At 66.1% G+C, this 20249-nt stretch carries 22 protein-coding genes; 16 read left to right on the top strand and 6 right to left on the bottom strand.

The window, feature by feature from the left end:
* Nucleotides 1-10: 10 nt before the first annotated feature.
* The 12 genes from ACO6D5_RS05780 to ACO6D5_RS05725 all read left to right on the top strand — a co-directional run bounded on the left by ACO6D5_RS05780 (nt 11) and on the right by ACO6D5_RS05725 (nt 12013).
* Nucleotides 11-967 carry an ABC transporter ATP-binding protein gene (locus tag ACO6D5_RS05780; protein ID WP_485824850.1) on the top strand — a complete coding sequence of 319 codons (957 nt, stop codon included), beginning with the start codon at nt 11-13 and terminating at the stop codon, nt 965-967.
* A complete protein-coding gene (locus tag ACO6D5_RS05775) occupies nt 964-1677 on the top strand; it encodes an ABC transporter permease (RefSeq protein ID WP_485824849.1) in 714 nt (237 codons plus the stop codon). The genes ACO6D5_RS05780 and ACO6D5_RS05775 overlap by 4 nt, the downstream gene beginning before the upstream one ends.
* Complete coding sequence (locus tag ACO6D5_RS05770) at nt 1674-3059, top strand: GldG family protein (protein WP_485824848.1); 1386 nt, start codon at nt 1674-1676, stop codon at nt 3057-3059. Before ACO6D5_RS05775 ends, ACO6D5_RS05770 begins: the two co-directional genes overlap by 4 nt.
* On the top strand, nt 3056-3610 hold the full coding sequence (locus tag ACO6D5_RS05765; RefSeq protein ID WP_485824847.1) for an electron transporter SenC: 555 nt from the start codon (nt 3056-3058) through the stop codon (nt 3608-3610). Before ACO6D5_RS05770 ends, ACO6D5_RS05765 begins: the two co-directional genes overlap by 4 nt.
* A 319-nt stretch (nt 3611-3929) precedes the next feature.
* Entirely contained in the window at nt 3930-4835 is a 906-nt protein-coding gene (locus tag ACO6D5_RS05760) for a branched-chain amino acid ABC transporter permease (RefSeq protein WP_006222334.1), read from the top strand.
* Nucleotides 4835-5851: a branched-chain amino acid ABC transporter permease gene (locus ACO6D5_RS05755; protein ID WP_485824846.1), complete on the top strand. Its 1017-nt coding sequence runs from the start codon at nt 4835-4837 to the stop codon at nt 5849-5851. The genes ACO6D5_RS05760 and ACO6D5_RS05755 overlap by 1 nt, the downstream gene beginning before the upstream one ends.
* Before the next feature lie 2 nt (nt 5852-5853).
* Nucleotides 5854-6594 (top strand): ABC transporter ATP-binding protein, encoded by a 741-nt coding sequence (locus ACO6D5_RS05750; RefSeq protein WP_006222332.1) that lies wholly within the window; start codon nt 5854-5856, stop codon nt 6592-6594.
* Between the two features lie 3 nt (nt 6595-6597).
* On the top strand, nt 6598-7254 hold the full coding sequence (locus ACO6D5_RS05745) for an ABC transporter ATP-binding protein (RefSeq protein WP_315526128.1): 657 nt from the start codon (nt 6598-6600) through the stop codon (nt 7252-7254).
* A gap of 17 nt (nt 7255-7271) precedes the next feature.
* Nucleotides 7272-8708 (top strand): aldehyde dehydrogenase family protein, encoded by a 1437-nt coding sequence (locus ACO6D5_RS05740; RefSeq protein ID WP_485824845.1) that lies wholly within the window; start codon nt 7272-7274, stop codon nt 8706-8708.
* Between the two features lie 25 nt (nt 8709-8733).
* Nucleotides 8734-9486 (top strand): glucose 1-dehydrogenase, encoded by a 753-nt coding sequence (locus ACO6D5_RS05735; protein WP_485824844.1) that lies wholly within the window; start codon nt 8734-8736, stop codon nt 9484-9486.
* 61 nt (nt 9487-9547) lie between these two features.
* Entirely contained in the window at nt 9548-10672 is a 1125-nt protein-coding gene (locus tag ACO6D5_RS05730) for a zinc-dependent alcohol dehydrogenase family protein (protein ID WP_485824843.1), read from the top strand.
* Between the two features lie 36 nt (nt 10673-10708).
* On the top strand, nt 10709-12013 hold the full coding sequence (locus ACO6D5_RS05725; RefSeq protein ID WP_315526139.1) for an ABC transporter substrate-binding protein: 1305 nt from the start codon (nt 10709-10711) through the stop codon (nt 12011-12013).
* Between the two features lie 60 nt (nt 12014-12073).
* Here ACO6D5_RS05725 and ACO6D5_RS05720 read toward each other — a convergent pair whose 3' ends face one another.
* Nucleotides 12074-12499 carry an organic hydroperoxide resistance protein gene (locus ACO6D5_RS05720; RefSeq protein ID WP_485824842.1) on the bottom strand — a complete coding sequence of 142 codons (426 nt, stop codon included), beginning with the start codon at nt 12497-12499 and terminating at the stop codon, nt 12074-12076.
* A gap of 289 nt (nt 12500-12788) precedes the next feature.
* On the opposite strand from ACO6D5_RS05720, the gene ACO6D5_RS05715 reads away from it, so the two are divergent.
* Entirely contained in the window at nt 12789-13550 is a 762-nt protein-coding gene (locus tag ACO6D5_RS05715; RefSeq protein ID WP_485824841.1) for a 5'-methylthioadenosine/adenosylhomocysteine nucleosidase, read from the top strand.
* Here the strand turns inward: ACO6D5_RS05715 and ACO6D5_RS05710 are convergent.
* Genes ACO6D5_RS05710 through ACO6D5_RS05695 form a run of 4 tightly spaced genes read right to left on the bottom strand, consistent with a single transcriptional unit; the run spans nt 13539 to nt 16682 of the window.
* The gene (locus ACO6D5_RS05710; RefSeq protein WP_485824840.1) at nt 13539-14438 is read right to left on the bottom strand and encodes an SMP-30/gluconolactonase/LRE family protein; all 900 of its coding nucleotides are present in this window, start codon (nt 14436-14438) and stop codon (nt 13539-13541) included. The two genes, ACO6D5_RS05715 and ACO6D5_RS05710, sit on opposite strands and share 12 nt — an antisense overlap.
* A gap of 25 nt (nt 14439-14463) precedes the next feature.
* Nucleotides 14464-15780, bottom strand: a complete 1317-nt coding sequence (locus tag ACO6D5_RS05705; protein WP_485824839.1) for a sensor histidine kinase — start codon at nt 15778-15780, stop codon at nt 14464-14466.
* Complete coding sequence (locus ACO6D5_RS05700; RefSeq protein ID WP_485824838.1) at nt 15777-16517, bottom strand: response regulator; 741 nt, start codon at nt 16515-16517, stop codon at nt 15777-15779. The genes ACO6D5_RS05705 and ACO6D5_RS05700 overlap by 4 nt, the downstream gene beginning before the upstream one ends.
* 36 nt (nt 16518-16553) lie before the next feature.
* A complete protein-coding gene (locus tag ACO6D5_RS05695) occupies nt 16554-16682 on the bottom strand; it encodes a hypothetical protein (protein ID WP_272938472.1) in 129 nt (42 codons plus the stop codon).
* Between the two features lie 173 nt (nt 16683-16855).
* Here ACO6D5_RS05695 and ACO6D5_RS05690 point away from each other — a divergent pair, with 173 nt between their 5' ends.
* A complete protein-coding gene (locus ACO6D5_RS05690) occupies nt 16856-17545 on the top strand; it encodes a cytochrome c biogenesis CcdA family protein (protein ID WP_485824837.1) in 690 nt (229 codons plus the stop codon).
* A gap of 45 nt (nt 17546-17590) precedes the next feature.
* Nucleotides 17591-18127 (top strand): thioredoxin family protein, encoded by a 537-nt coding sequence (locus ACO6D5_RS05685; protein ID WP_315526156.1) that lies wholly within the window; start codon nt 17591-17593, stop codon nt 18125-18127.
* A gap of 8 nt (nt 18128-18135) precedes the next feature.
* Here ACO6D5_RS05685 and ACO6D5_RS05680 read toward each other — a convergent pair whose 3' ends face one another.
* Nucleotides 18136-19038, bottom strand: coding sequence for a LysR substrate-binding domain-containing protein (locus ACO6D5_RS05680; protein WP_315526159.1), 903 nt, complete (start codon nt 19036-19038; stop codon nt 18136-18138).
* 129 nt (nt 19039-19167) lie between these two features.
* Between ACO6D5_RS05680 and ACO6D5_RS05675 the strand changes: the two genes are divergently transcribed.
* A complete protein-coding gene (locus tag ACO6D5_RS05675; RefSeq protein WP_485824836.1) occupies nt 19168-20202 on the top strand; it encodes a Bug family tripartite tricarboxylate transporter substrate binding protein in 1035 nt (344 codons plus the stop codon).
* Nucleotides 20203-20249 lie beyond the last annotated feature (47 nt).

Here is a 20249-nt window from a genome sequence, read left to right as displayed (position 1 = left end):
GGCCCGCGCCATGCAGCCCGCAATTGCCTTGCACGAGGTCCGCAAGTCGTTCGGGCCCCGCCAGGTCCTGCATTCATTGAGCCTGTCGGTCAGGCCCGGTGAAATCGTGGGCCTGCTGGGGCCGAACGGCAGCGGCAAGACCACGACCCTGCGCCTGATGGCGGGATTCCATGCGCCGGACAGCGGCCGCATCACGATTCGCGGGCGGGAGCCCGCGCCGGGACGCGGCAACGCGGACATCGGCTATCTGCCGGAACGCGCGCCGCTGTACGACACGTTGACGGTGACGCAGTACCTGGAGTTCGGCGCGGGCGTCAAGGTGGCGGGCGGGGCGCGTGCGCGCCGCCAGGCGATCGAACGCGCCATCGACGGCTTTGATCTGCAAGGCGTGGCGCGCACGGTGATCGGCCGGCTGTCCAAAGGCCAGCGCCAGCGCGTGGGCTTGGCGCAGGCCGTGCTGAACGACCCGCCGGTGCTGCTGCTGGACGAGGCCACCAATGGCCTGGACCCGGTGCAGATCGTGGAGGCGCGCGCCATGATCCGCCGTTGCGCCGAAGGCCGTGCCGTCGTGTTCAGCAGCCACCTGATGCAAGAAGTGGAGGCGCTGTGCACGCGCATCGCCATCCTGCGCCAGGGCCGGCTGGTGGAAGACGCGGCGTTGGGCGGGGCGCAAGCGGCGCTGCAATTGCAACTGGCCCTGCCGACGGACCGCCACGCCGCCCTGCATGCCGCCTTCTCGGTCTGCCCGGGCGTGCGGGGCGTGGACGCGGTTCCGCTGGACGGCGGGCTGAGCAAGTGGCGCATCAGTTGGGACACGGACGCGGGCGGCGCCCCTTGCGACGCGGTGCTGCGCATTGCGCTGGCGCATGCGGAGCTGCGCGCCGTGCTGTCGCTGCACGATGCGGTGGAGACCCGTCTGCTGGCCGCGTTGGCGCCCAACGACGCCTTGATGCGGAGGCGGGCATGAGCGGGTTTGCCGCGTTGTACCGGAAAGAGCTGCGCACGGATTTCGGATCACCGGTGGCGCTGGTGGTGGTGGCCGTATTCTGGGCCTTGTCGGGCTACCTGTTCAGCTTCAACCTGTTTTTCGTCAGCACCGGCCAGATGGTGACGGCATTTCACAACATGACGATCTTGCTGATCCTGGTGATGCCGCTGGTCAGCATGCGGGCATTCGCCGAAGAAGCGCGCCAGGGCACGCTGGAACTGTTGCTGACGCTGCCGTTGTCGGATGCGGCGCTGGTGGCGGCCAAGTACGCGGCAGGGCTGACGGTGCTGGCGCTGATGCTGGCGGGCACGACTGCCGCGGTGTTGCCGCTGGCTTGGTACGGGCAGCCGGACTATGGCCCGATCCTGGGCGGATACATCGGCGTGTTCCTCTATGGGGCGCTGTTCCTGGCGATCGGCATCGCGGTATCCAGCGCCTGCACCAACCAGATCGTGGCGGCCAGCGCCACCTGGGGCATCCTGGTGCTGCTGTGGTTCATCGACTACCCCGCGGCCCTTGACGCGTTCCCGGCGCTGTCGCCGTTCTTTCAGGCCTTGTCGTTGTCGGCGCAGCATGTGGATTTCATCCGCGGCGTCCTGCCCGGCCCGGCTGTCTTGACCTTGGCCAGTGTTGCCGTGCTGGCGTTGATGATCGCGGCCGTCAATCTGAAACGCTGGAGGTTGCGATGATGCCGCGCGTGCAGTGGCGCCGCGCGGGCAAGCGCTTGTCGCTGTGGCTGCCCGTGCTGGCCGTGGCCGCGCTGCTGCTGGCGCTGAACCTGTGGGCGGCCCGCAACCTGGGGCGCATCGACCTGACGGCGCAGCGGCTTTACAGCCTGGCGCCGGAAAGCATCGAGGTGGCGCGCCAGGTGAAGCAGCCCGTGGAAGTGACCTGGTTCTACGACTTGCGCAACAAAAGCATGGTTGACGCGCTGGAACTGCTGCGCCAGTACGAGCATGCCAATCCGCTGATCCAGGTGCGCGGGGTGGATCCGGCGCTGCGACCGGCCGAGGCGCGCGCGGCCGGCATCCAGTTCGCGGGCAGCGCCGTGCTGACCGCCGACCGCCGCAAGCTGACGATCAACGGCGGAACGGAAACGGATTTCACCAATGCGCTGATCCGCATCAGCCAGCGCGGCGCTCAAACCGTCTGCTTCACGCAGGGGCACCGCGAAGCCACGCTGGACAGCCTGACGTCGCTGGACGACCTGGAAGACCATGGCGACGATGAAAACCTGGTGGCGCGCGTCGAAGTCCACGAACAGCACGGCATGGCGATGGCCCGCAACGCCTTGCAGACATTGGGGTTCGCCACCCGCGGCGTGAATGCCGGCAGCCTGGCGCAAGCGCTGCCTGCCTGCGCGGTCGTCGTGGCGGCCGGACCGCGCACGCCGTTCGGCGACGACGACGCGCAGGCCTTGCGCGGCTGGACGGCCGCGGGCGGCAAGACCCTGCTGCTGCTAGAGCCGGACACGCGCCATGGCCTGGACGCGTTGCTGGCCGACTTTGGCATCGCGCGTCCGCCCGGAGCGTTGGCGGATCCGGGCAGCCATTACCGCAATGATCCGGGCAGCCCCGCCGTCAGCGACTACACCCGCCACAAGATGACGCGCGGCCTGCCCTTGAGCTTCTTTCCCGGTGCGGCAGGCCTGGAGCCCGCAGGCGACGGCCTGCCCCCGGGCGTCGTCGTGACTCCCTTGGCGCAGACGTCGAACCAGGCGCATCTGCCCGGGCAGCCCGCTATGCGCTACACCCTGATGGCGCTGGCCACGCGCAACGCGCAGGCGGCCAGCGCCGACGGGGCCGCGCACCCGGTGTTGCTGGTGGCGGGCGACAGCGATTTCGCCACCAACCGGCATTTCGCCACGCTGGGCAACGGCGCGCTGTTCACCAGCGCGGTGACGTTGCTGGCGGGCCAGGACGCGCTGCTGACGATCCGGCCGCGCCACTATGAAGGCCGCCGCGTGGAACTCACCAACCGGCAGATGCGCACGGTGTTCTGGACCAGCACGGTGGCCTTGCCCCTGCTGGCGCTGATGACCGGGCTATTGCTGTGGTGGAGGCGCCGATGAGGCCGGGGCGCGCCGTGTGGCCGCTGTTGCTGGCGGCCGGTGTGGGGCTGTCGGCCTGGCAGTGGCACGAGGCCGCCGAAGCGCCGGCCGGGCACGGCGGCCACACGCATCTGCACGATGACGCCGGCAAGCCGGCACGCCTGTATTCATGGGATGCCGGACAGGCCGTTGAAGTCACGCTTGCGACGTCTGCCGCGGCGGTGACGTTGACGCGCCGCGGCCAAGGCTGGGCGGCAGCGCCGGCGGACCGCGCGGCAGGGTTCGACGCCGCCCAGTTCCTGGCCCTGTTTTCGCAGGCACGCAGCGACCGCGTCCTGACGCCGCACGACGATCAGTCTTATGGACTGAACCCGCCTCAATTGCGTATCGACATCCGCGACGCAAAAGGCCTGCGGCTTGCCCGAATGGAGGTGGGCGCGCTTGCGCCGGATGGGCTAGGCCGTTATGTGCAATTGCCCGATGAGCCGCACATCCGCATCATCCCCGACTACCAGACGCGGGCGCCGATGGCGGCGATGCTTCAGGTAAACCCGGATGCCGAAGGCCCATAGCCCGCACCCACTCTATCGCTCGTGAAACCCGGCTTGCACAAAGATAAATAGGCGCTGAATAGGGGCGTACCTATACTTCGATTCCATTATCGGACGGGTACGAATCGGCGACCTCAACCGCCGGCGGAGCCGTCCACATAAACGCCTTCCTGCCTGCTCCGCGTCGCATCGGAGACAGGCACGGCAAGGTCCATAACGAGACAAGGGCGCGCCAGGCGCGTCCAGGGCGACATGCCCGTACCGCCGTGCAGGGGAACGACGTTGCCGCGGCAACGCATTGACCCGCGCGGCAGGTGCTTAGCGTATTGGGAGAAGACGCTTGACCTTGGATCTACTGCCTCTCGCCTTGGTGGACGGCGTGGCGTACGCCAGTCTGCTGTTCCTGGTGTCGATGGGGTTAACCCTGGTGTTCGGCGTGATGGGCATCCTGAACGTTGCCCACGGCGCCTTCTACGCATTCGGCGGTTACGCCGCGGCCAGCCTCGTGATGTTTCTGGCGCCCAAGACCGATTCCCCCATCCTGCTGTTCGCCGCCCTGTTCGTGGCCGCCATCGCCGTCGGCCTGGCGCTGGGCAGCATCATGGAATTCGTGCTGATCCGCCGCGCGCAAAACTACGACCCCATCCTGAAACTGCTGATCACCTTTGGCGGCTTCCTGATGCTGGAAGACATCCAGCGCCTGCTCTGGGGCGCGCAGCCCTACAGCGCCAGCGAGGTCGTCAACCGGCTGGGCAACATCGAGATCGGCGACATCACCTACACGACCTACCAATTGGTGGTGGTGCCGGTGACGGCCGTGCTGGCCTACGTGTGCCTGGAGTTCTTCCTGCGCCACACCAAGCTGGGCAAGCAGACGGTGGCCACCACGCACAACCGCGAGGTCGCGACCTCGCTGGGCATCAACGCCAAGAAGATCGGCTATGTCACGTTTGTGATCGCCACCATCCTGGGCGCCCTGGGCGGCGCGCTGGCGGCTCCCACCACGTCGCTGGTGCCCGGCGCCGGCACGGACATGACGGTGCTGTCGTTCGCGGTGGTCGCCACCGCAGGGCTGGGCCAGATCACCGGCGCGCTGATCGCCGCGCTGCTGATCGGCATCATCCGCGCCATCGCCGTGTACGCCGCGCCTGAACTGGAAGTGGCGGTGCCTTACATCATCATGGTGCTGGTGCTGATCATCCGGCCGCATGGCCTGTTCACCGTTGCCCAGGCCCGGAGGATCTGATGAAAGTCGCCGTACTCAGCCTCGTGGCCGCGCTGGCCACGCTATTCCTGGGCTATACCTATTCCTGGACCATCACGCCGATCGTCATCGGCCTGACCTACGCCATTGCCGCGCTTGGCGTGTCGGTGATGGCACGCGCCGGCCAGATCTCTTTCGGCCACGCGATGTACTCCTGCATCTCGGCCTATACCGTGGCCTTCCTGGCGCGCGCCATGCCGGGCACCGATGCGCTGGTGCTGATCCTGGCGGGCGTCGCAGCCAGTTTCGTGGCGGCCATCGTGATCGGGCTGTTCGTGGTGCGCTACCGCGGCATCTTCTTCGGCATGCTGAACCTGGCGCTGAGCATGGTGCTGTTCGCGCTGCTGGGCAAGCTCTACACCTTGACGGGCGGCTCGGACGGCCTGCGCATCGTGCGCCCGTCCATGGCGGGCGTCCTGATGGAGCGCGAATCGTTCGAACGCGCGCTGCTGGTGTTGACGCTGGTGCTGTCGATGGCGTTGGCCTGGTGGGTGCAGCGCTACTTCCGGTCGGGCAGCGGCCAGGCGCTCTCGGCCATCAAGACGAACGAAACGCGCATCGAATACCTGGGCTTTTCCGCGTACTTCATCATGTGGAAGGGCTATCTGCTGTCGGCCGTGGTGGTGGGCTTCTCGGGCGCCATCCTGGCCTTGATGCAGGGCCTGGTGACCCCGGAGATAGGTTCGTGGCTGCGTTCGGGCGAGTTCGTGTTCATCACCATCCTGGGCGGGGCCGGCCATGCGGCGGGCGCGTTTCTGGGCGCGGTGGGCTTCGAAACGGTCAAACTGGTGTCTGCCGCGTACTTCCCCGGCCTGTGGCAGTTCTTGCTGGGCCTGACGCTGATCCTGGTGATCTTCATGTTCCCCACCGGATTCGTGGGCCAGATCATGAAGCGCGTCGCCACGCGGAAGCGGGACCTGGCCCGTGCACAGACGCGCGCCAATGAGACCGTAGCGGGCCGGGTCCGGGCCAATGCGCAAGCCTCGGTGAGGAACTGAAGATGAAACCCCTCATTCAAACCACCGGCCTGTATCTGGCCTTCGGCGGCGTCGTCGCGGCCGACAACATCGATTTCGAATTGCACGAAGGCGAACGGCTGGCCGTGATCGGGCAAAACGGCGCCGGCAAGACCACTTTCATCAACATCTGCACGGGCTATCTGGCGCCGTCCAAGGGAAAGGTGTATTTCGACGGGCGCGACGTCACCGCCATGGCGCCGCGCAAGATCGTGCGCCTGGGGCTGGGCCGGTCGTTCCAGCTGCCGCAGCTGTTCACCGAGCACACCGTGCGCCAGTGCGTGCAGATCGCCGCTGCCCGCCGCAACAAGGAGCTCAGCTGGTTCCGTTCGCTGGAAAGCACCATCGATGAGAAGGAAGTGGATGCCACGCTGGACCTGGTGGGCCTGCTGCCTGAAGCCGACGAAGCATCCATCGAACTGCCCGAAGGCAAGCGCAAGCTGCTGGACGTGGCCATGGCGCTGGCCCTGCAGCCCAAGCTGCTGATCATGGACGAGCCCACCAGCGGAGTCGCTTCCGAAGACAAGTTCGCGCTGATGGAAACCGTGATGCACGCGCTGGATGAACGCCGTGTTACCAGCTGGTTCGTCGAGCACGATGTGGACATCGTGTCGCGCTATGCGACCCGGGTCGCGGCCTGGATCGCGGGCAAGGTGGCCGCCGATGGCACGCCGGCGGAGGTCTTGAACAATCCGCAGATCAAAAGTGAAGTGCTGGGGGCCTGAACCATGTTGAATCTATCGGCCATCAATGTCGACCTGGCGGGCAACCGCATCCTGCGCGATGTCAGCGCCAGCTTCGAACCGTCAAAGACCATCGGCATCGTGGGCCGCAACGGCGCGGGCAAGACCACGCTGCTGCGCACCATCATGGGCCTGACCCGGATCAAGTCCGGCAAGATCGCCTTCGACGGCACGGACCTGACCGCCTTGCCCGGCCACAAGCGCGCCGCGTTGAAAGTGGGCTACGCGCCCGAAGACCGCGTGATCTTCCCGACCATGACGGTGGAAGAAAACCTGAACCTGCCGTGCGAAGTGCAGGGCCAGTCCAAGGCCGAGATCGCCGCGCGCATCGCCACGGTGCTGAAGGTGGTGCCGCAGCTTGAGCCGATGCTGGGCCGGTCCGGGTCCGCGCTGTCGGGCGGCCAGGGAAAGATGGTGGCGTTGGCGCGCGCCATCATGGTCGGCACCCGCCTCTTGATGCTGGACGAGCCCTTCCAGGGCCTGGCCCCAAAGCTGGCGCGCGACTACACCGAAGCGCTGGCGCGGCTGAAAGAGCTGCAACCCGACCTATGCGTGGTGATCACCGAGTCCAACGTGAAGTTGCTTGGCGACATCCCCGATCAGATCTGGACGATCGAGCGCGGCTCGATCACCTTGAATTGAATTCCCGGAGACTTTCCATGACGCAGATGATTATCGACGGCCGCCAGGCCGATGCCGCAGACGGACGCACCATCGACGTGGTGTCGCCCGTGGACGGCAAGGTGTTCACCACCATCCCGCGCGGCCAGCAGGCCGACGTGAACGCCGCCGTGCAGGCCGCGCGCGCCGCGCTGGAGGGCGACTGGGGCCGCATGACGGCGCTTGAACGCGGCCGCCTGCTGCTGCGCCTGGGTGAGTCCGTGCTGGCGCACCACGAAGAGTTGTCGCAGCTGGAATCGCGCGACACCGGCAAACCCATGTCCACCGCGCGCGCCGACATCACTGTGCTGGCCCGCTACTTCGAGTTCTACGGCGGCGCGGCCGACAAGGTGCACGGCCAGACCATCCCGTTCCAGAAGGACTATTCGGTCCAGCTGATCCGTGAACCGCTGGGCGTCACCGCCCACATCATCCCGTGGAACTATCCGGCGCAGATGTTCGGCCGCAGCGTCGCGCCGGCGCTGGCCATGGGCAACGCCAGCGTGGTCAAGCCGGCCGAAGATGCGTGCCTGTCGATCGTCCGCGTGGCCGAACTGGCGCTGGAAGTGGGCTTTCCGGCCGGCGCGCTGAACATCGTCACGGGCCTGGGCGAAGAGGCGGGCGCAAGCCTGTCGCGCCATCCCGACATCAACTTCATCACCTTCACGGGGTCCAACGAGGTCGGCGTGCTGATCCAGCAGGCCGCGGCCGTCAATGCGGTCAAGTGCGTGCTGGAGCTGGGCGGCAAGTCCGCCCATATCGTGTTCGACGACGCGAACTACAAGCTGGCCATCCCCGCCATCGTGAAAGGCATCGTCCACAACGCGGGCCAGACCTGCACGGCCGGCAGCCGCCTGCTGGTGCAAAAGGGCATCTATGCCGATTTCATGAAGGCGCTGGCCGAGGCGTTCTCCAAGGTGCGCGCGGGTACGCCGGACATGGACCTGACTTGCGGGCCCGTCGTCAACAAGGCGCAGTTCGACCGCGTCAACCGCTATATCGCCAAGGGCCTCGCGGACGGCCTGAAGGTGGCGGCCGAAGGCGCCATCGCCGACGGCGTGCCGGCGGGCGGCTACTTCGTCAAACCGACCCTGTTCAGCGCCCCGTCGCATGACAGCACGCTGCTGACCGAAGAAATCTTCGGACCCGTGCTGGTGGCGCTGCCCTTCGATACCGAGGCCGACGCCATCCGGCTGGCCAACGCCACCGACTACGGCCTGCTGGGCGCCGTCTGGACCGAAAACGGCGGGCGCCAGCAGCGCATCGCGCGCGGCATCAAGTGCGGCCAGGTCTACATCAACGGTTTCGGCGCGGGCGGCGGCGTGGAACTGCCGTTCGGCGGCGTCAAGAAAAGCGGCCACGGGCGCGAGAAGGGCTTCATCGCCCTGGAAGAAATGAGCACGACCAAAACGATCATCCAATTCTATGGCGAGTGATCGCCAAGCTATCCGGAGACAAGTCATGAGTCAGTTGCAAGGCAAGGTCGCCATCGTCACGGGCGGGGGCAGTGGTTTCGGCGAAGGCATCGTCAAGCTGTACGCCAAGGAAGGCGCGAAGGTCGTCATCGCCGACATCAACCAGGTAGCCGCAGACCGCGTGGCGGCCGAAGTCGGGGGCGCGGCGCTGGCCGTGAAGGCCGACGTGTCCAGTCGCGCCGACATCGACAACGTCGTGCGCGTCTGCCAGGAAAAATTCGGCTCGGTCGACATCGTCGTCAACAATGCCGCCATCACCCACAAGAACCAGCCGATGCTGGACGTGGACGAGGCCATGTTCGACCGCATGTTCGACATCAACGTGAAGTCGATCTATCACATGGCGCAAGCCGTGGTGCCCGTGATGCGCAAGCAAAAGCGCGGCGTGATCCTGAACGTGGGGTCGACGGCCGGCATCCGTCCGCGTCCGGGCCTGAGCTGGTACAACGCGTCCAAAGGCGCGGTCAACGTGCTGTCGAAGTCCATGGCGGTGGAGCTGGGGCCCGACGGCATCCGCGTCAACGCCATCTGCCCCGTGATGGGCATCACCGGCATGTTCGAACTGTTCATGGGCTTGCCCGACACGCCAGAGAACCGCGCCAAGTTCGTCTCCACCATTCCGCTGGGCCGCTTCTGCCAACCGTCCGACGTGGCGGCGGCAGCGCTGTTCCTGGCCAGCGATGCGGCGGAATTCATCACTGGCGTGGAATTCCCCGTGGACGGCGGCCGTACCGTCTGATCGTTTTCGACAGGCCCGGCGCACGCCGGGCCGCCTTCTCTCTACCGTGGGTGTCAGGCGCATGAAAATCAAAGCGGCGTTGTTGCGTAACGTAGGGGTGGAAGGCCCCTACGCCCAGACCCGGCCATTGAGCATCACCGAGATCGAACTGGACCCGCCCGGCACGGGCGAAGTGCTGGTGAAGATCAAAGCGGCGGGGCTGTGCCATTCCGACCTGTCGGTGATCAATGGCGACCGCCCGCGCGGGGTGCCCATTGTGCTGGGCCACGAATCGTCCGGCGAGGTCGTGGAAACCGGCCCCGGCGTCACCGACCTGAAGCCCGGCGACCACGTCGCCATGGTGTTCGTGCCCAGCTGCGGCTGCTGCAACCCCTGCATGGAAGGCCGGCCCGCGCTGTGCGAGCCGGGCGCCGCCGCCAATACCCAAGGCACGCTGCTGAGCGGCGACCGCCGCCTGCACATCGGCAGCGAATACATCAACCACCATACCGGCGTGTCCTGCTTCGCGGAATACGCGGTGGTCTCGCGCCGGTCCTGCGTGAAGGTCAACGTTGAACTCAGCCATCGCGAAGCCGCGCTCTTCGGCTGCGCCGTGCTGACTGGCGCGGGTGCGGTGCTGAACCGTGCCCGCATCAAGGCCGGCGACACCGCCGCCATCGTGGGGCTGGGCGGCGTGGGGCTGAGCGCCTTGCTGGCGGCGGTGGCCGCCGGTGCGCGCCGCGTGGTCGCCGTCGACCTCAGCGACGAAAAGCTGGCCTTGGCCCGGGAGTTGGGCGCGACCCATACCGTCAACCCGAAGCAGGTGAAGACGGACGACGACCTGTTCGACCTGGCCGGCGGCCGCGTCGACTATGGCTTCGACATGGCCGGCGCCGTGCCCGCCTTCGAGACCGCCTACAAACTGACCCGGCGTGGCGGGGCCACCGTCACGTCGGGCCTGCCCAACCCGAAGTTCAGCTTCCCCTTGTCGCTGTCGCAGATGGTGGGCGAAGAGCGCGACATCCGCGGCAGCTATCTGGGGTCGGGCGTGCCCGCCATCGACATCAGCCGGTACATCGACTTGTACAAAGCCGGCCAGTTGCCGGTGGACCGGATGATGGGAAAGTCCTTTTCGCTGGACCATATCAACGAGGGGTTCGATCACCTCGCTACCGGCGGCAGCCTGCGCGACGCCATCGTTTTCTAAGGGCATAGACCCGACTACAACACTGGAGACAAGACCATGAAAACCTCAAGACTGGCTGCCCTGTTGGGCGCCACCCTGCTGTCAGGCTTCACGGCGCTTGCGGGCGCCGCCGACAAGCCCAAGGAACTGAACATCGGCATTTCGACCTTCCTGTCGGGGTCGGCGTCGGTGTTCGGCGTGCCGGCCCGCGACGCGGCCGAAATCCTGATCCAGGACATCAACGCCGCGGGCGGCATCGACGGCGTCAAACTGGTGCCCAGCTACATCGACGAAGGCGGCGGCGGTGAAAAGCTGTTGTCCGAATACCGCCGGCTGGCCGAAGGCGGCACCCGCGTCATGCTGTCAGCCATCTCAAGCGGCCACTGCAACATCGTCGCGCCCGTGGCCGAAGACCTGAAGGTGCTGAACGTGCTGTGGGACTGCGGCACGGAAAAGGCGCTGGAGGGCAAGAAATACAAGTACGTCGTCCGCACCCAGGCCAACGCCACCACAGAAATGGTCGCCCAGGTCCTGTACCTGATGAAGGTCAAGCCCGACTTCAAGACCATCGCCATCGTCAACCAGGACTATGCCTGGGGCCGCGATTCGCGCGACATCTTCCTGGCCGCGCTGAAGAAGTTCAAGCCGGACGTCAAGGTCGTGGCCGAGATGTTCCCCAAGTTCGGCGCCGCCGACTTCTCCACCGAGATCAGCCGCCTGCAAGCGCTGCGCCCGGACGTCATCGTGTCCACCTCGTGGGGCGGCGACCTGGACAACTTCGTGCGCCAGGCGTCGCAGCGCAACCTGTTCAAGAACTCGACCTTCGTGCTGTCGCTGGCCGAAAGCTCGCTGGAGCGCCTGGGCAATGCCCTGCCTGAAGGCGTGTACGTGGGCGCCCGCGGCGATCACTACTTCCTGCATCCGGAAACCAAGGACGATCCGCAGCACCAGGCTTTCGTGAAGAAATTCCACGACAAGACCGGCGCCTACCCGATCTACTCGGTCTACCACATGGTGCAAGCCATCCAGGGCCTGAAAGCCGGTTACGAAAAAGCCATCAAGGACAACGGCGGCGCCTGGCCCAGCCCCGAACAAGTGGCCGCCGCCATGCACGACGTGACCTTCAAGGGCTACGGCCGCGACGTCAAGATGCACCGCGCCGACGGTCAGGGCCTGGAAGCGCAACTGTTCGGCGTGACCAAGAAGAGCGACAAGTACCCGTTCAAGGTGCTGGCCGACATCACCATCGTGCCGGCCGAACTGGTCACCCCGGGCGTGGAGGACACGTCAATGGCCTGGATCGAAAAGAGCCTGACGCCGGATGTGCTGAAAAGCGACCAGATCAAGGTGTTCGCGAACTGAGCAAGCTGTGTTGTGTGTGCAGGGACGTCCCCGGCGAGCGATCGCCGGGGTTTTTTTGCCTTAAATGATCTTGAACCGCACGTCCACGTTGTCCTTGATCGCGCGCGAGTACGGGCACATCTGATGCGCGGCTTCCACCAGCAGCCGCTTCTGGTCCTCTTCCAAGCCGGGCAGCGACACCGCCAACACCACGCCCAGCGCAAAGTTCTCGCCGTTGTCGACCTTGCCCAGTGACACGCTGGCATCAATTGCCACGTCCTTCGGAACGGCGATGCCATTCGCAGCTCCCGCCCGCGTCATGGCTCCCATGAAGCAGGCGGAATACCCCACCGCAAACAGTTGTTCAGGATTCGTGCCCGGCTTGCCGGACCCGGGCGGGCTCAGTTGCACGTCCAGCGCGCCGTCGCTGCTGCGGCCCGTGCCGTCGCGGCCGCTGGTGGTGTGGGTGTTGGCGGTATAGAGGACTTCTTCAAGTTGCTTGGCCATGATGACTCCGGGTGATGCTGCGGCGTGACCGCAGGGTTGGAATGGAGCCTGCATTGCAACAAGTGCCTGTATCCGGCTTGTGTCGCCTGGGTGGCGATAATGCACAGCCTTGTATCGCCCGGCCGATTGGATACGTTGGGGTACAGAACTCCGCGCATCGCACACCCCACATAGAACGAAGCACGCAACAGACAGAACGCACCGCCGCCTGTTGATACCCAGACGCCGTTTAAAGTATGTTCCCCCTGCGCGGCATTCAGCCATGTCGCCAGACATCTCAAAGGACACCATGGAACGTCTCGCCATCCTCGGCGCGTTGCACGAAGAAATCGCCGACCTGCTGGCGGCGATGGATCCGGGCGCGACGATTCACCGTATCGCCATGCGCGATTTTCACGTGGGCACGTTGTGGGGCACGCCGTGCGTCATTGCGCTCAGCCGCATCGGCAAGGTGGCGGCGGCTGCCACGGCGTCTATCGTCATCCGGGAGTTCCAGGTGTCGAAGGTGATCTTCACGGGGTTGGCCGGCGGCCTGCATGCGGAGGTGGACGTGGGCGACGTGGTGGTGGCCACTACCCTGATGCAGCACGACATGGATGCCAGGCCCCTATTCGGCCAGCACGAGATCCCCTTGCTGGGTCGGGTGCAGTTCGAATCAGATGCCGCCCTGAGCAGGCTGCTGCACGACAGCGCCCAGGAATTCGTCCGGCGCTACGGGGCAGCGGGCGATACCGCGGGCGCCACGTTTGCCCAGCCCAAAGTCCATGCGGGGTTGATCGCGACCGGCGACATCTTCGTCAGCCACAATGACGAAGCCCAGGCGTTGCGCAAGCGCTTGCCTGATGCGCTGTGCGTCGAGATGGAAGGCGCGGCGATGGCGCAGGTTTGCTATGAGTTCGGCATTCCGTTTGCGGTGATGCGCGTGATCTCGGACCGCGCCGACCATGCCGCAAAGACCGACTTCACGGCGTTTCTGGAGAAGGTGGCGCGGGTCTACACGGCGGGTATTCTGGCGCCCCTCTTGAAGTCGGGCGCGTTGTCAGCCGCCTGATACGGGATTGGCGACGCGGTACAACGCGCCAAGGTAACCATCGACCTCGCCGTCGTTGGCGATGGTGCCTTCCACGAACTTTTCATCGGGCGTCAAGGCCAGGTTCGCATGATGCTGGCCGGGCAGGTCCACCCGCGCCAGCAGCTTTCCGTCAGGCGCGAACACGGCGAACCCGCCGCCGTGATACAGGCTGACGAACAGCCGGCCTTGGCGGTCGATGCGGACGCCGTCGGGCGTGTGGCGCGGGTTGACGCCGTCGGCCAGCACGGTATCCAGCGCCAGGAATTCCTGCTTATGGGACAGCATGCCATCGGCGCCGATATCAAAGCGGAACAGGCGGTCGGTGCTGCTCTCGGCCACATACAGCGTCTTGCCGTCGGGCGAAACCACCACGCCGTTGGCGTTGTGGATGCCGCCGGCGACCTCATGGGGCAGTGCGCCCGGCGCCAGGCAGTAGACCTTGCCCAGCGTGTCGCCCTCATCGCCTGACGCGGTGAAGTAGATGCCGCCGCGTCCGTCCGACGCCAGGTCGTTGGGCAGCACAAAGGGGCGTTCGGCATCGTCGTGGTCATAGACGGCGAGGGTGTCTCCCGTGAGGCTGATGCGCACGATGGTGCCGTTGTCGTAGCCGGCCACCAGCAGGTCTTCCCCATCCTGGACCAAGCCGTTGGCGCCGCTGCCGGCGTGCCGCCACACTTGCCGGGGCTGCTTGTCCTCCAGGCGGTAGACGGCCGAGCGGCCGTAGTCCACGTAGTAGAGCGTTGGGCCGACGAAGATAGTGCCTTCGGCAAATTGCTGGCCGGTCGACAGGATTTCAACCGTGGTGGCGGGCGCGGCGCCCGCCGTGGATGCCGCTACCAGTAGCGCGATGGCGAAGAGGCGTTTCATGGGAGGCTCCAGGGCAGGGATGGCGTCAGCGGGCGATGCGCAGTTCAACGGATAAGCCACCGCCATCGCGGGGGCTCAGGATCAGCTTGGCACCTAGGACTTCCGCCAATTGCTGCGCAATGGCCAGGCCCAGTCCGGTGCCGCCCGTGTCGCGGTTGCGCGAACTTTCCAGGCGATAGAAGGGTTGCAGCACGGCGTCCAGTTCATGCGCGGGAATGCCAGGCCCGCGGTCCAGCACGTAGATCGACACGGGGCCGCCTTCGGGAGCCTCGACGCGGACCTCTGCCGCACCCGCGAACTTCAGGGCGTTGTCGATCAGGTTGCCCAACACGCGCCGCAAGGCGTGTGGCCGGGTCGACAGCGGCCCGGCACGGTCGCCCGACAGGCTGACCGCCTTGCCGGTGTCCTGGTAGTCATAGACCAGGCTTTCCAGAAATGCGGCAAGCTCCACGCGCGCAGGCGTTTCCACCTTGCCGTGGGCGCTGCGCGCGTAGTCGATGCCTTCGCGCACCAGGCGCTCTACTTCATTCAGGTCTTGCGCCAGCTTGTCGCGGTCGACAGAGGCATCCATGAATTCCGTGCGCAGCTTCATGCGGGTAATCGGCGTCTGCAGGTCATGCGAGATGGCGCCCAGTATTTGCATGCGTTCGGCCACGTGGGCGGCGATGCGTGACTGCATGGCGTTGAACGCGACGGCGGCGTGCGCCACCTCGGCGGGCCCATGCTCGCTAAGCAGGGGGCTTTTGGCATTCGGATCCAGCGCTTCGGCGGCGCGCGCCAGCCGCGTCAGCGGACGCACCGCCAGGCGCACGGCCAGCCAGGCGCAGCCGATCAACAGCAGCAGTTGCACCGCCAGCACGATGCCCAGCCATGGCGCAGGGCGCATTGACGACAGGTGGATGTCCAGGATCACGGGCTGCCCATCGGACAAGACGACGCGCGCCTGGATATGGCGGGGGTCGTCCGCCATGGCCCGTATCGTTGCGGGGCGCGCGTTGCCCAGCGCTGCCTGAATGGACTGCGCGACGCTGCGGGCCGCATCCAGTTCAAGCGGCCGGTCTGCGTCGCCGTTGCCCAGGCGGTATTCGCGGTTGCCGCTGGACAGGCGGGGTAGCCAGGCGGGGCGTTCCGCGGCGGGCAGGCGGTCCAGGATGTCCATGGCGATGGCGACGTCGCGCTCCAGGTCGCCCAGCATCATGCTTTTGGTGGCGCTGTAGCGTTCGTAGAACAACGAGGCGAAAGACAGGCCGTACGCCAGCAGCAGGCCGGCCAGGAAGATCAGGAACAGGCGCGCGACCAGCGTGCCGGGCCATCCGAAACGGCGCGGGGCGGCAGTGTTCACTGATCGGGTTCCGAGACGTCGACCGCGGCCGAGAACACATAGCCTTCGCTGCGCACGGTCTTGATGTACATCGGTTCGCGCGCGTCTTCGCGCAGGCGCTGGCGCAGCCGGCTGACCAGCAGGTCGATGGACCGGCCAAAGAAGTCGGCGTCGCGGCCTTGCGTCAGGTTCAGCAGCTGGTCGCGGTTCAGCACGCGTTGCGGATGGTCGAGAAAGACGCGCAGCAGCCGGTATTCAGCGCCGCTGAGCGACACGATGGTGCCGTCGGCGTCCAGCAGGTGGCGCGCGGTGGTGTCCAGGCGCCAGGCGCCGAACGTGATCTCGCGCCCCGGTTCCGTCACCTGGAAGTTGGGCGGCAGCATGCGCGTGCGCCGCAAGATCGCCTTGATGCGGGCCAGCAGTTCGCGCGCGACGAAGGGTTTGACCAGGTAGTCGTCGGCGCCCATTTCCAGGCCGAGGACGCGGTCCATGTCGTCGCTGCGCGCCGTCAGCAGCAGGATGGGGATGCGACGATGCTTGCCGCTGCGCAACTCGCGGCACAGCACCAGGCCGTCGTCGCCGGGCATCATGATGTCCAGCACGATCAGGTCGACGGACAGGCCTTCCAGCAGCGTCCGCATCTGCCGGCCGTCGGCCGCCAGCGTGACGGCCAGGCCGTTCTTCTTCAGGAAGTTGCCGGCCAGTTCGCGTATTTCGCGATCGTCGTCGACGATCATGACGTGATCAACGTGATCCATCTGCGGATGCCTTTCTGGGATGGGAGGGCGTGCCGTTCATGATACCGGGGGCAGGGGATCCCGGCGCGGGCGGGAATTGGCGATCAATTGGCACTGGAACGGCTTGGCGGCTTCGGCGGTAAAGCCGCCGAACAGCAGCAACAGGACGGCAAGAAAGCGTTTCATCGGAGGGTCTCCACAGACTGCGATGAACGGTTTATAGCGCCGCCCGAGCCGGGATGTGTGTCGCACTGTATACGCGCCGGCGGCAGATACATAAGCGGGAAAAACGGCGCTAAACCGGCACAAGCCGGATACGTGCCGCGGGTGCAATGGGGCCTCTTTCCAAAGGACACCCCATGGACCTGATCAACACCCCCATCGCCCTGTTGGCCGGCATGCTGACCATCGCGTCGCCGTGCGTGCTGCCCTTGTTGCCGGTGCTGCTTGGCACGTCGCTGGAACGTCCCGACCGGATGCGTCCCTTGTTTGTCGTGTCCGGTTTTGTGCTGGCGTTCGCCGGCCTGGGCATCGCGCTCAGTCTGCTGTCGAACCTAAATGCCTCGGTGCATGAAGCCGTGCGGTCCACCTCGGTGGCGTTGCTGGCGCTGTTCGGGCTGGTGCGCATCTGGCCGCAACCCTATGACCGCCTGATCGCCCGCTTTGGCGGACCGTTGCAGCAGCTGGCGTTCCGCGCCGGGGGGGCCGGCAGCGGGAATGCCGGCGGCTTTCTGTTGGGGCTGTCGCTGGGCGCCGTGTGGACGCCCTGCGCGGGCCCGGTGCTGGCGTCGATCCTGGTGCTGGCCGCCAAGGCGCAGGACCTGACGCAATCCAGCACCTTGCTGCTGGTGTTCGCCATCGGCGCCGGCATTCCCATGCTGGCCATCGCCTATGGCGGCCAGGCCATCGCCGTCCGGGTGCGTGGGCTGTCGCGCTACACGCATCGCTTGCAACAGGGCTTCGGCGTGCTGCTGGTCCTGACCGCGGCCGCCATCTATTTCCAGTACGACATCCTGGCCTATGCCTGGATCAGCAACCTTTTCAACTGAACGATTGTTGTTGACCTATCTTCACTGACCCCAAGGAGTCCGACCATGTTTGCTTCCATGAAGAAGATCGCGCTGGGCGCGTTGCTGGCCACGTCGCTGGCGGCCTCGGTAGTGCCCGGCGCCGCGCAGGCCGCCGCCACGCCGGTCCCCGCGCCTGAATTCACCGGTATCGAAAACTGGCTCAATAGTCCGCCGCTGACGCTGGCGTCGCAGCGCGGCAAGGTGGTGCTGGTGGATTTCTGGACCTACACCTGCATCAACTGCATCCGCACGCTGCCGTACGTCACCAGCTGGCATCAGAAATACAAGGACCAGGGCCTGGTCGTGGTGGGCGTGCACACGCCCGAGTTCCCCTTCGAACGCTCCACGCCCAATGTCCAGAAGGCGCTGGAGCGCTTTGGCATCACGTACCCGGTCGCGCAGGACAACCGCTACGCCACCTGGGAGGCCTACCGCAACCAGTACTGGCCGGCGGTCTACCTGATCGACAAGCAGGGCCAGATCGTCTACCGCCATTTTGGCGAGGGCAACTATGCCGAGACCGAGGCCGAGATCCAGCGCCTGCTGGCGCAGCCGGGCTAGGCCTAGCCCTAGCCCGCCATCTGCGCCGCGCACCAGTCCCGGACCTTCTCCAGCGCGGGCGGCGGCGTCTTGCCGTCCAGCGTCACGAACATGAATTCCGAACTCAGCGGCAGCGGCGGCGACAGGTGCAGCAGCACCAGCTCGCCGCGGTCCAGCAAGGCGCGCGCCACCTGCAGCACACCGAAGAACACGGCGTCCGTGCGGCGCACCACTTCCACCAGGGCGTTCACATCGTTCGACTGATACTGGATCGCATCGTAGAAGTGCGTGCGGTTGCCGAAGTATTCATTCAAGCGGTGGATAACGTCATTGCTCATCGCGCGGCCGCTGGCCGCCAGCGGGTACTTGCGCAGTTCGGCGAAGCTGAGCGCGTGGCGGTGCTCCAGCGGATGCCCCGCGCGGCAGACGAAGCCCAGCGGGGTGCGCGGGAACAGGTCCAGGTTCAGGTCGTCGTCCGGCGGGACCTGGCTACGGTGCAGGATCAGCGCGTCGACGGCGCCTTCGCGCAGTTCCTGCAATTGCATGTCGGCGGTGCCGCCGCTTAGCTGCACCTTGATGGCGGGATAGCGCTGCATCATGTGCTGCAGCAGGCGCACGGACAGCATCGCCGTCGGGGCAGGGCCCAGCCCCAGGCGCAGCGTGCCGGCTTCCACGTTCGCCAGGATCTTGGCGCTGCGCCGCAGTTCGGCCAGTTCGACGCGCACCCGGCGCGCGCGGGCCAACGCCAACTCGCCCAGGGCGGTCAGCGTCTTGTTCTTGCCGCGCTCCAGCAGCGGGCCGCCCAATTCCTCTTCCAGTGCCTGGATGCTGCGGCTAAGCGCGGGCTGGGTCAGGTGCAGCTTGTCGGCGGCGCGGCTAAAGGATTGGGTTTCCACGACGGCCAGGAAATGGTCCAACTGCTGAAGATTCATGCGGCCTGCCAGAATTATTCATTTTGATTATGGAAGGTAAGCCAATTATGCATTGGACGGCAATTAGTGGCGCTCCTAACATCGCTGCTCATTCGCCGCATTCCCACACCCGCCATTCTGTGAGCCGCCATGGTCCCCACGCTGTCACCCCGTTTTGCTGCCCCGGCTGCGCCCCTCAGCTTTCTGCGGGTGGCGCTGTGCCGATTCCTGGTGGCGGCAGGCCTGGGCGTCGTCCTGGCCGGGCCGGCATCGGCGCAGGCGAGCTTTCCGGCCAAGCCGGTGTCCGTGGTGGTGCCGGTGTCCGCCGGCGGTGCGGCGGACGCATTGGCGCGCGCCTGGGCCAGCTATGTGGCCAAGGCGATCGGCGGCACGGTGATCGTCGAGAACAAGCCGGGCGCCAACGGCAGCATTGCCGCGGCCTTCGTCGCCAAGCAGCCCGCGGATGGCTATTCGCTGCTGTTCGGCAGCACGTCGAACATGTCCTTGAACCCGTTCTCGTATAAGACCCTGGCCTACAACCCGGTGCGCGACTTTGATCCGGTGACGATGATCGCCGGTACTTCGCAGGTGCTGGTGACGAACCCGGCCAGCGGCATCAAGAGCGTCCAGGATCTGGTCAAGGTCGCCAAGAGCAAGCCCGGCGTCTTGAACTACGGCTCGGCCGGGATGGGCAATTCCACGCATTTGAACGTGGCCTTCCTGGCGCAGCATTTCGGGTTGGAGATGTCGCACGTGCCTTACAAGGGCGCGGCGCCCGCCATGATGGACCTGGTGGGTGGGCAGATCGATCTGACGGCGGATGCGCTTTCGGGAGCGATTCCGCAGATCAAGACGGGCAAGGCGGTGCCGCTGGTGGTTTTCGGCAGCCAGCGCGTGGCCGAGCTTCCCGATGTGCCCACCATCTACGAAGTGGGCGCCACCGATTTTCCCAGCGACGGCTGGTATGGCCTGATGGCTCCCAAAGGGACGCCGCCCGCCGTGCTTGCACAGCTGACCGAGGCCACGCAGAAATTCTGGGCCGACCCCGACGCGCGGGCGCAGATGGCGCAGATCTATATGCTGCCGCCGGCCGACTTCGGCGGGCAGGCCGTGGCGCAAGCCATGCAGCGCGAATCCGCGACCTGGGGGCCGATCATCAAGCGGCTGGGCATCCAGAACGATTGACCCCCGTCCGCTCCCATCCGCACCGCCGCATCGCCGGCGGGAAGTCA

It is taken from the genome of Achromobacter sp. (assembly GCF_057314935.1).
This window is presented reverse-complemented; position numbering and strand designations above follow the sequence as displayed.

Excerpts from the sequence above, each read along its gene's own strand:
- ACO6D5_RS05780 (WP_485824850.1), top strand. The coding sequence starts at position 11 with ATGCAGCCCGCAATTGCCTTGCACGAGGTCCGCAAGTCGTTCGGGCCC.
- ACO6D5_RS05775 (WP_485824849.1), top strand. The coding sequence starts at position 964 with ATGAGCGGGTTTGCCGCGTTGTACCGGAAAGAGCTGCGCACGGATTTC.
- ACO6D5_RS05770 (WP_485824848.1), top strand. The coding sequence starts at position 1,674 with ATGATGCCGCGCGTGCAGTGGCGCCGCGCGGGCAAGCGCTTGTCGCTG.
- ACO6D5_RS05765 (WP_485824847.1), top strand. The coding sequence starts at position 3,056 with ATGAGGCCGGGGCGCGCCGTGTGGCCGCTGTTGCTGGCGGCCGGTGTG.
- ACO6D5_RS05755 (WP_485824846.1), top strand. The coding sequence starts at position 4,835 with ATGAAAGTCGCCGTACTCAGCCTCGTGGCCGCGCTGGCCACGCTATTC.
- ACO6D5_RS05750 (WP_006222332.1), top strand. The coding sequence starts at position 5,854 with ATGAAACCCCTCATTCAAACCACCGGCCTGTATCTGGCCTTCGGCGGC.
- ACO6D5_RS05745 (WP_315526128.1), top strand. The coding sequence starts at position 6,598 with ATGTTGAATCTATCGGCCATCAATGTCGACCTGGCGGGCAACCGCATC.
- ACO6D5_RS05740 (WP_485824845.1), top strand. The coding sequence starts at position 7,272 with ATGACGCAGATGATTATCGACGGCCGCCAGGCCGATGCCGCAGACGGA.
- ACO6D5_RS05735 (WP_485824844.1), top strand. The coding sequence starts at position 8,734 with ATGAGTCAGTTGCAAGGCAAGGTCGCCATCGTCACGGGCGGGGGCAGT.
- ACO6D5_RS05730 (WP_485824843.1), top strand. The coding sequence starts at position 9,548 with ATGAAAATCAAAGCGGCGTTGTTGCGTAACGTAGGGGTGGAAGGCCCC.
- ACO6D5_RS05725 (WP_315526139.1), top strand. The coding sequence starts at position 10,709 with ATGAAAACCTCAAGACTGGCTGCCCTGTTGGGCGCCACCCTGCTGTCA.
- ACO6D5_RS05720 (WP_485824842.1), bottom strand. The coding sequence starts at position 12,499 with ATGGCCAAGCAACTTGAAGAAGTCCTCTATACCGCCAACACCCACACC.
- ACO6D5_RS05715 (WP_485824841.1), top strand. The coding sequence starts at position 12,789 with ATGGAACGTCTCGCCATCCTCGGCGCGTTGCACGAAGAAATCGCCGAC.
- ACO6D5_RS05710 (WP_485824840.1), bottom strand. The coding sequence starts at position 14,438 with ATGAAACGCCTCTTCGCCATCGCGCTACTGGTAGCGGCATCCACGGCG.
- ACO6D5_RS05700 (WP_485824838.1), bottom strand. The coding sequence starts at position 16,517 with ATGGATCACGTTGATCACGTCATGATCGTCGACGACGATCGCGAAATA.
- ACO6D5_RS05695 (WP_272938472.1), bottom strand. The coding sequence starts at position 16,682 with ATGAAACGCTTTCTTGCCGTCCTGTTGCTGCTGTTCGGCGGCTTTACC.
- ACO6D5_RS05690 (WP_485824837.1), top strand. The coding sequence starts at position 16,856 with ATGGACCTGATCAACACCCCCATCGCCCTGTTGGCCGGCATGCTGACC.
- ACO6D5_RS05685 (WP_315526156.1), top strand. The coding sequence starts at position 17,591 with ATGTTTGCTTCCATGAAGAAGATCGCGCTGGGCGCGTTGCTGGCCACG.
- ACO6D5_RS05680 (WP_315526159.1), bottom strand. The coding sequence starts at position 19,038 with ATGAATCTTCAGCAGTTGGACCATTTCCTGGCCGTCGTGGAAACCCAA.
- ACO6D5_RS05675 (WP_485824836.1), top strand. The coding sequence starts at position 19,168 with ATGGTCCCCACGCTGTCACCCCGTTTTGCTGCCCCGGCTGCGCCCCTC.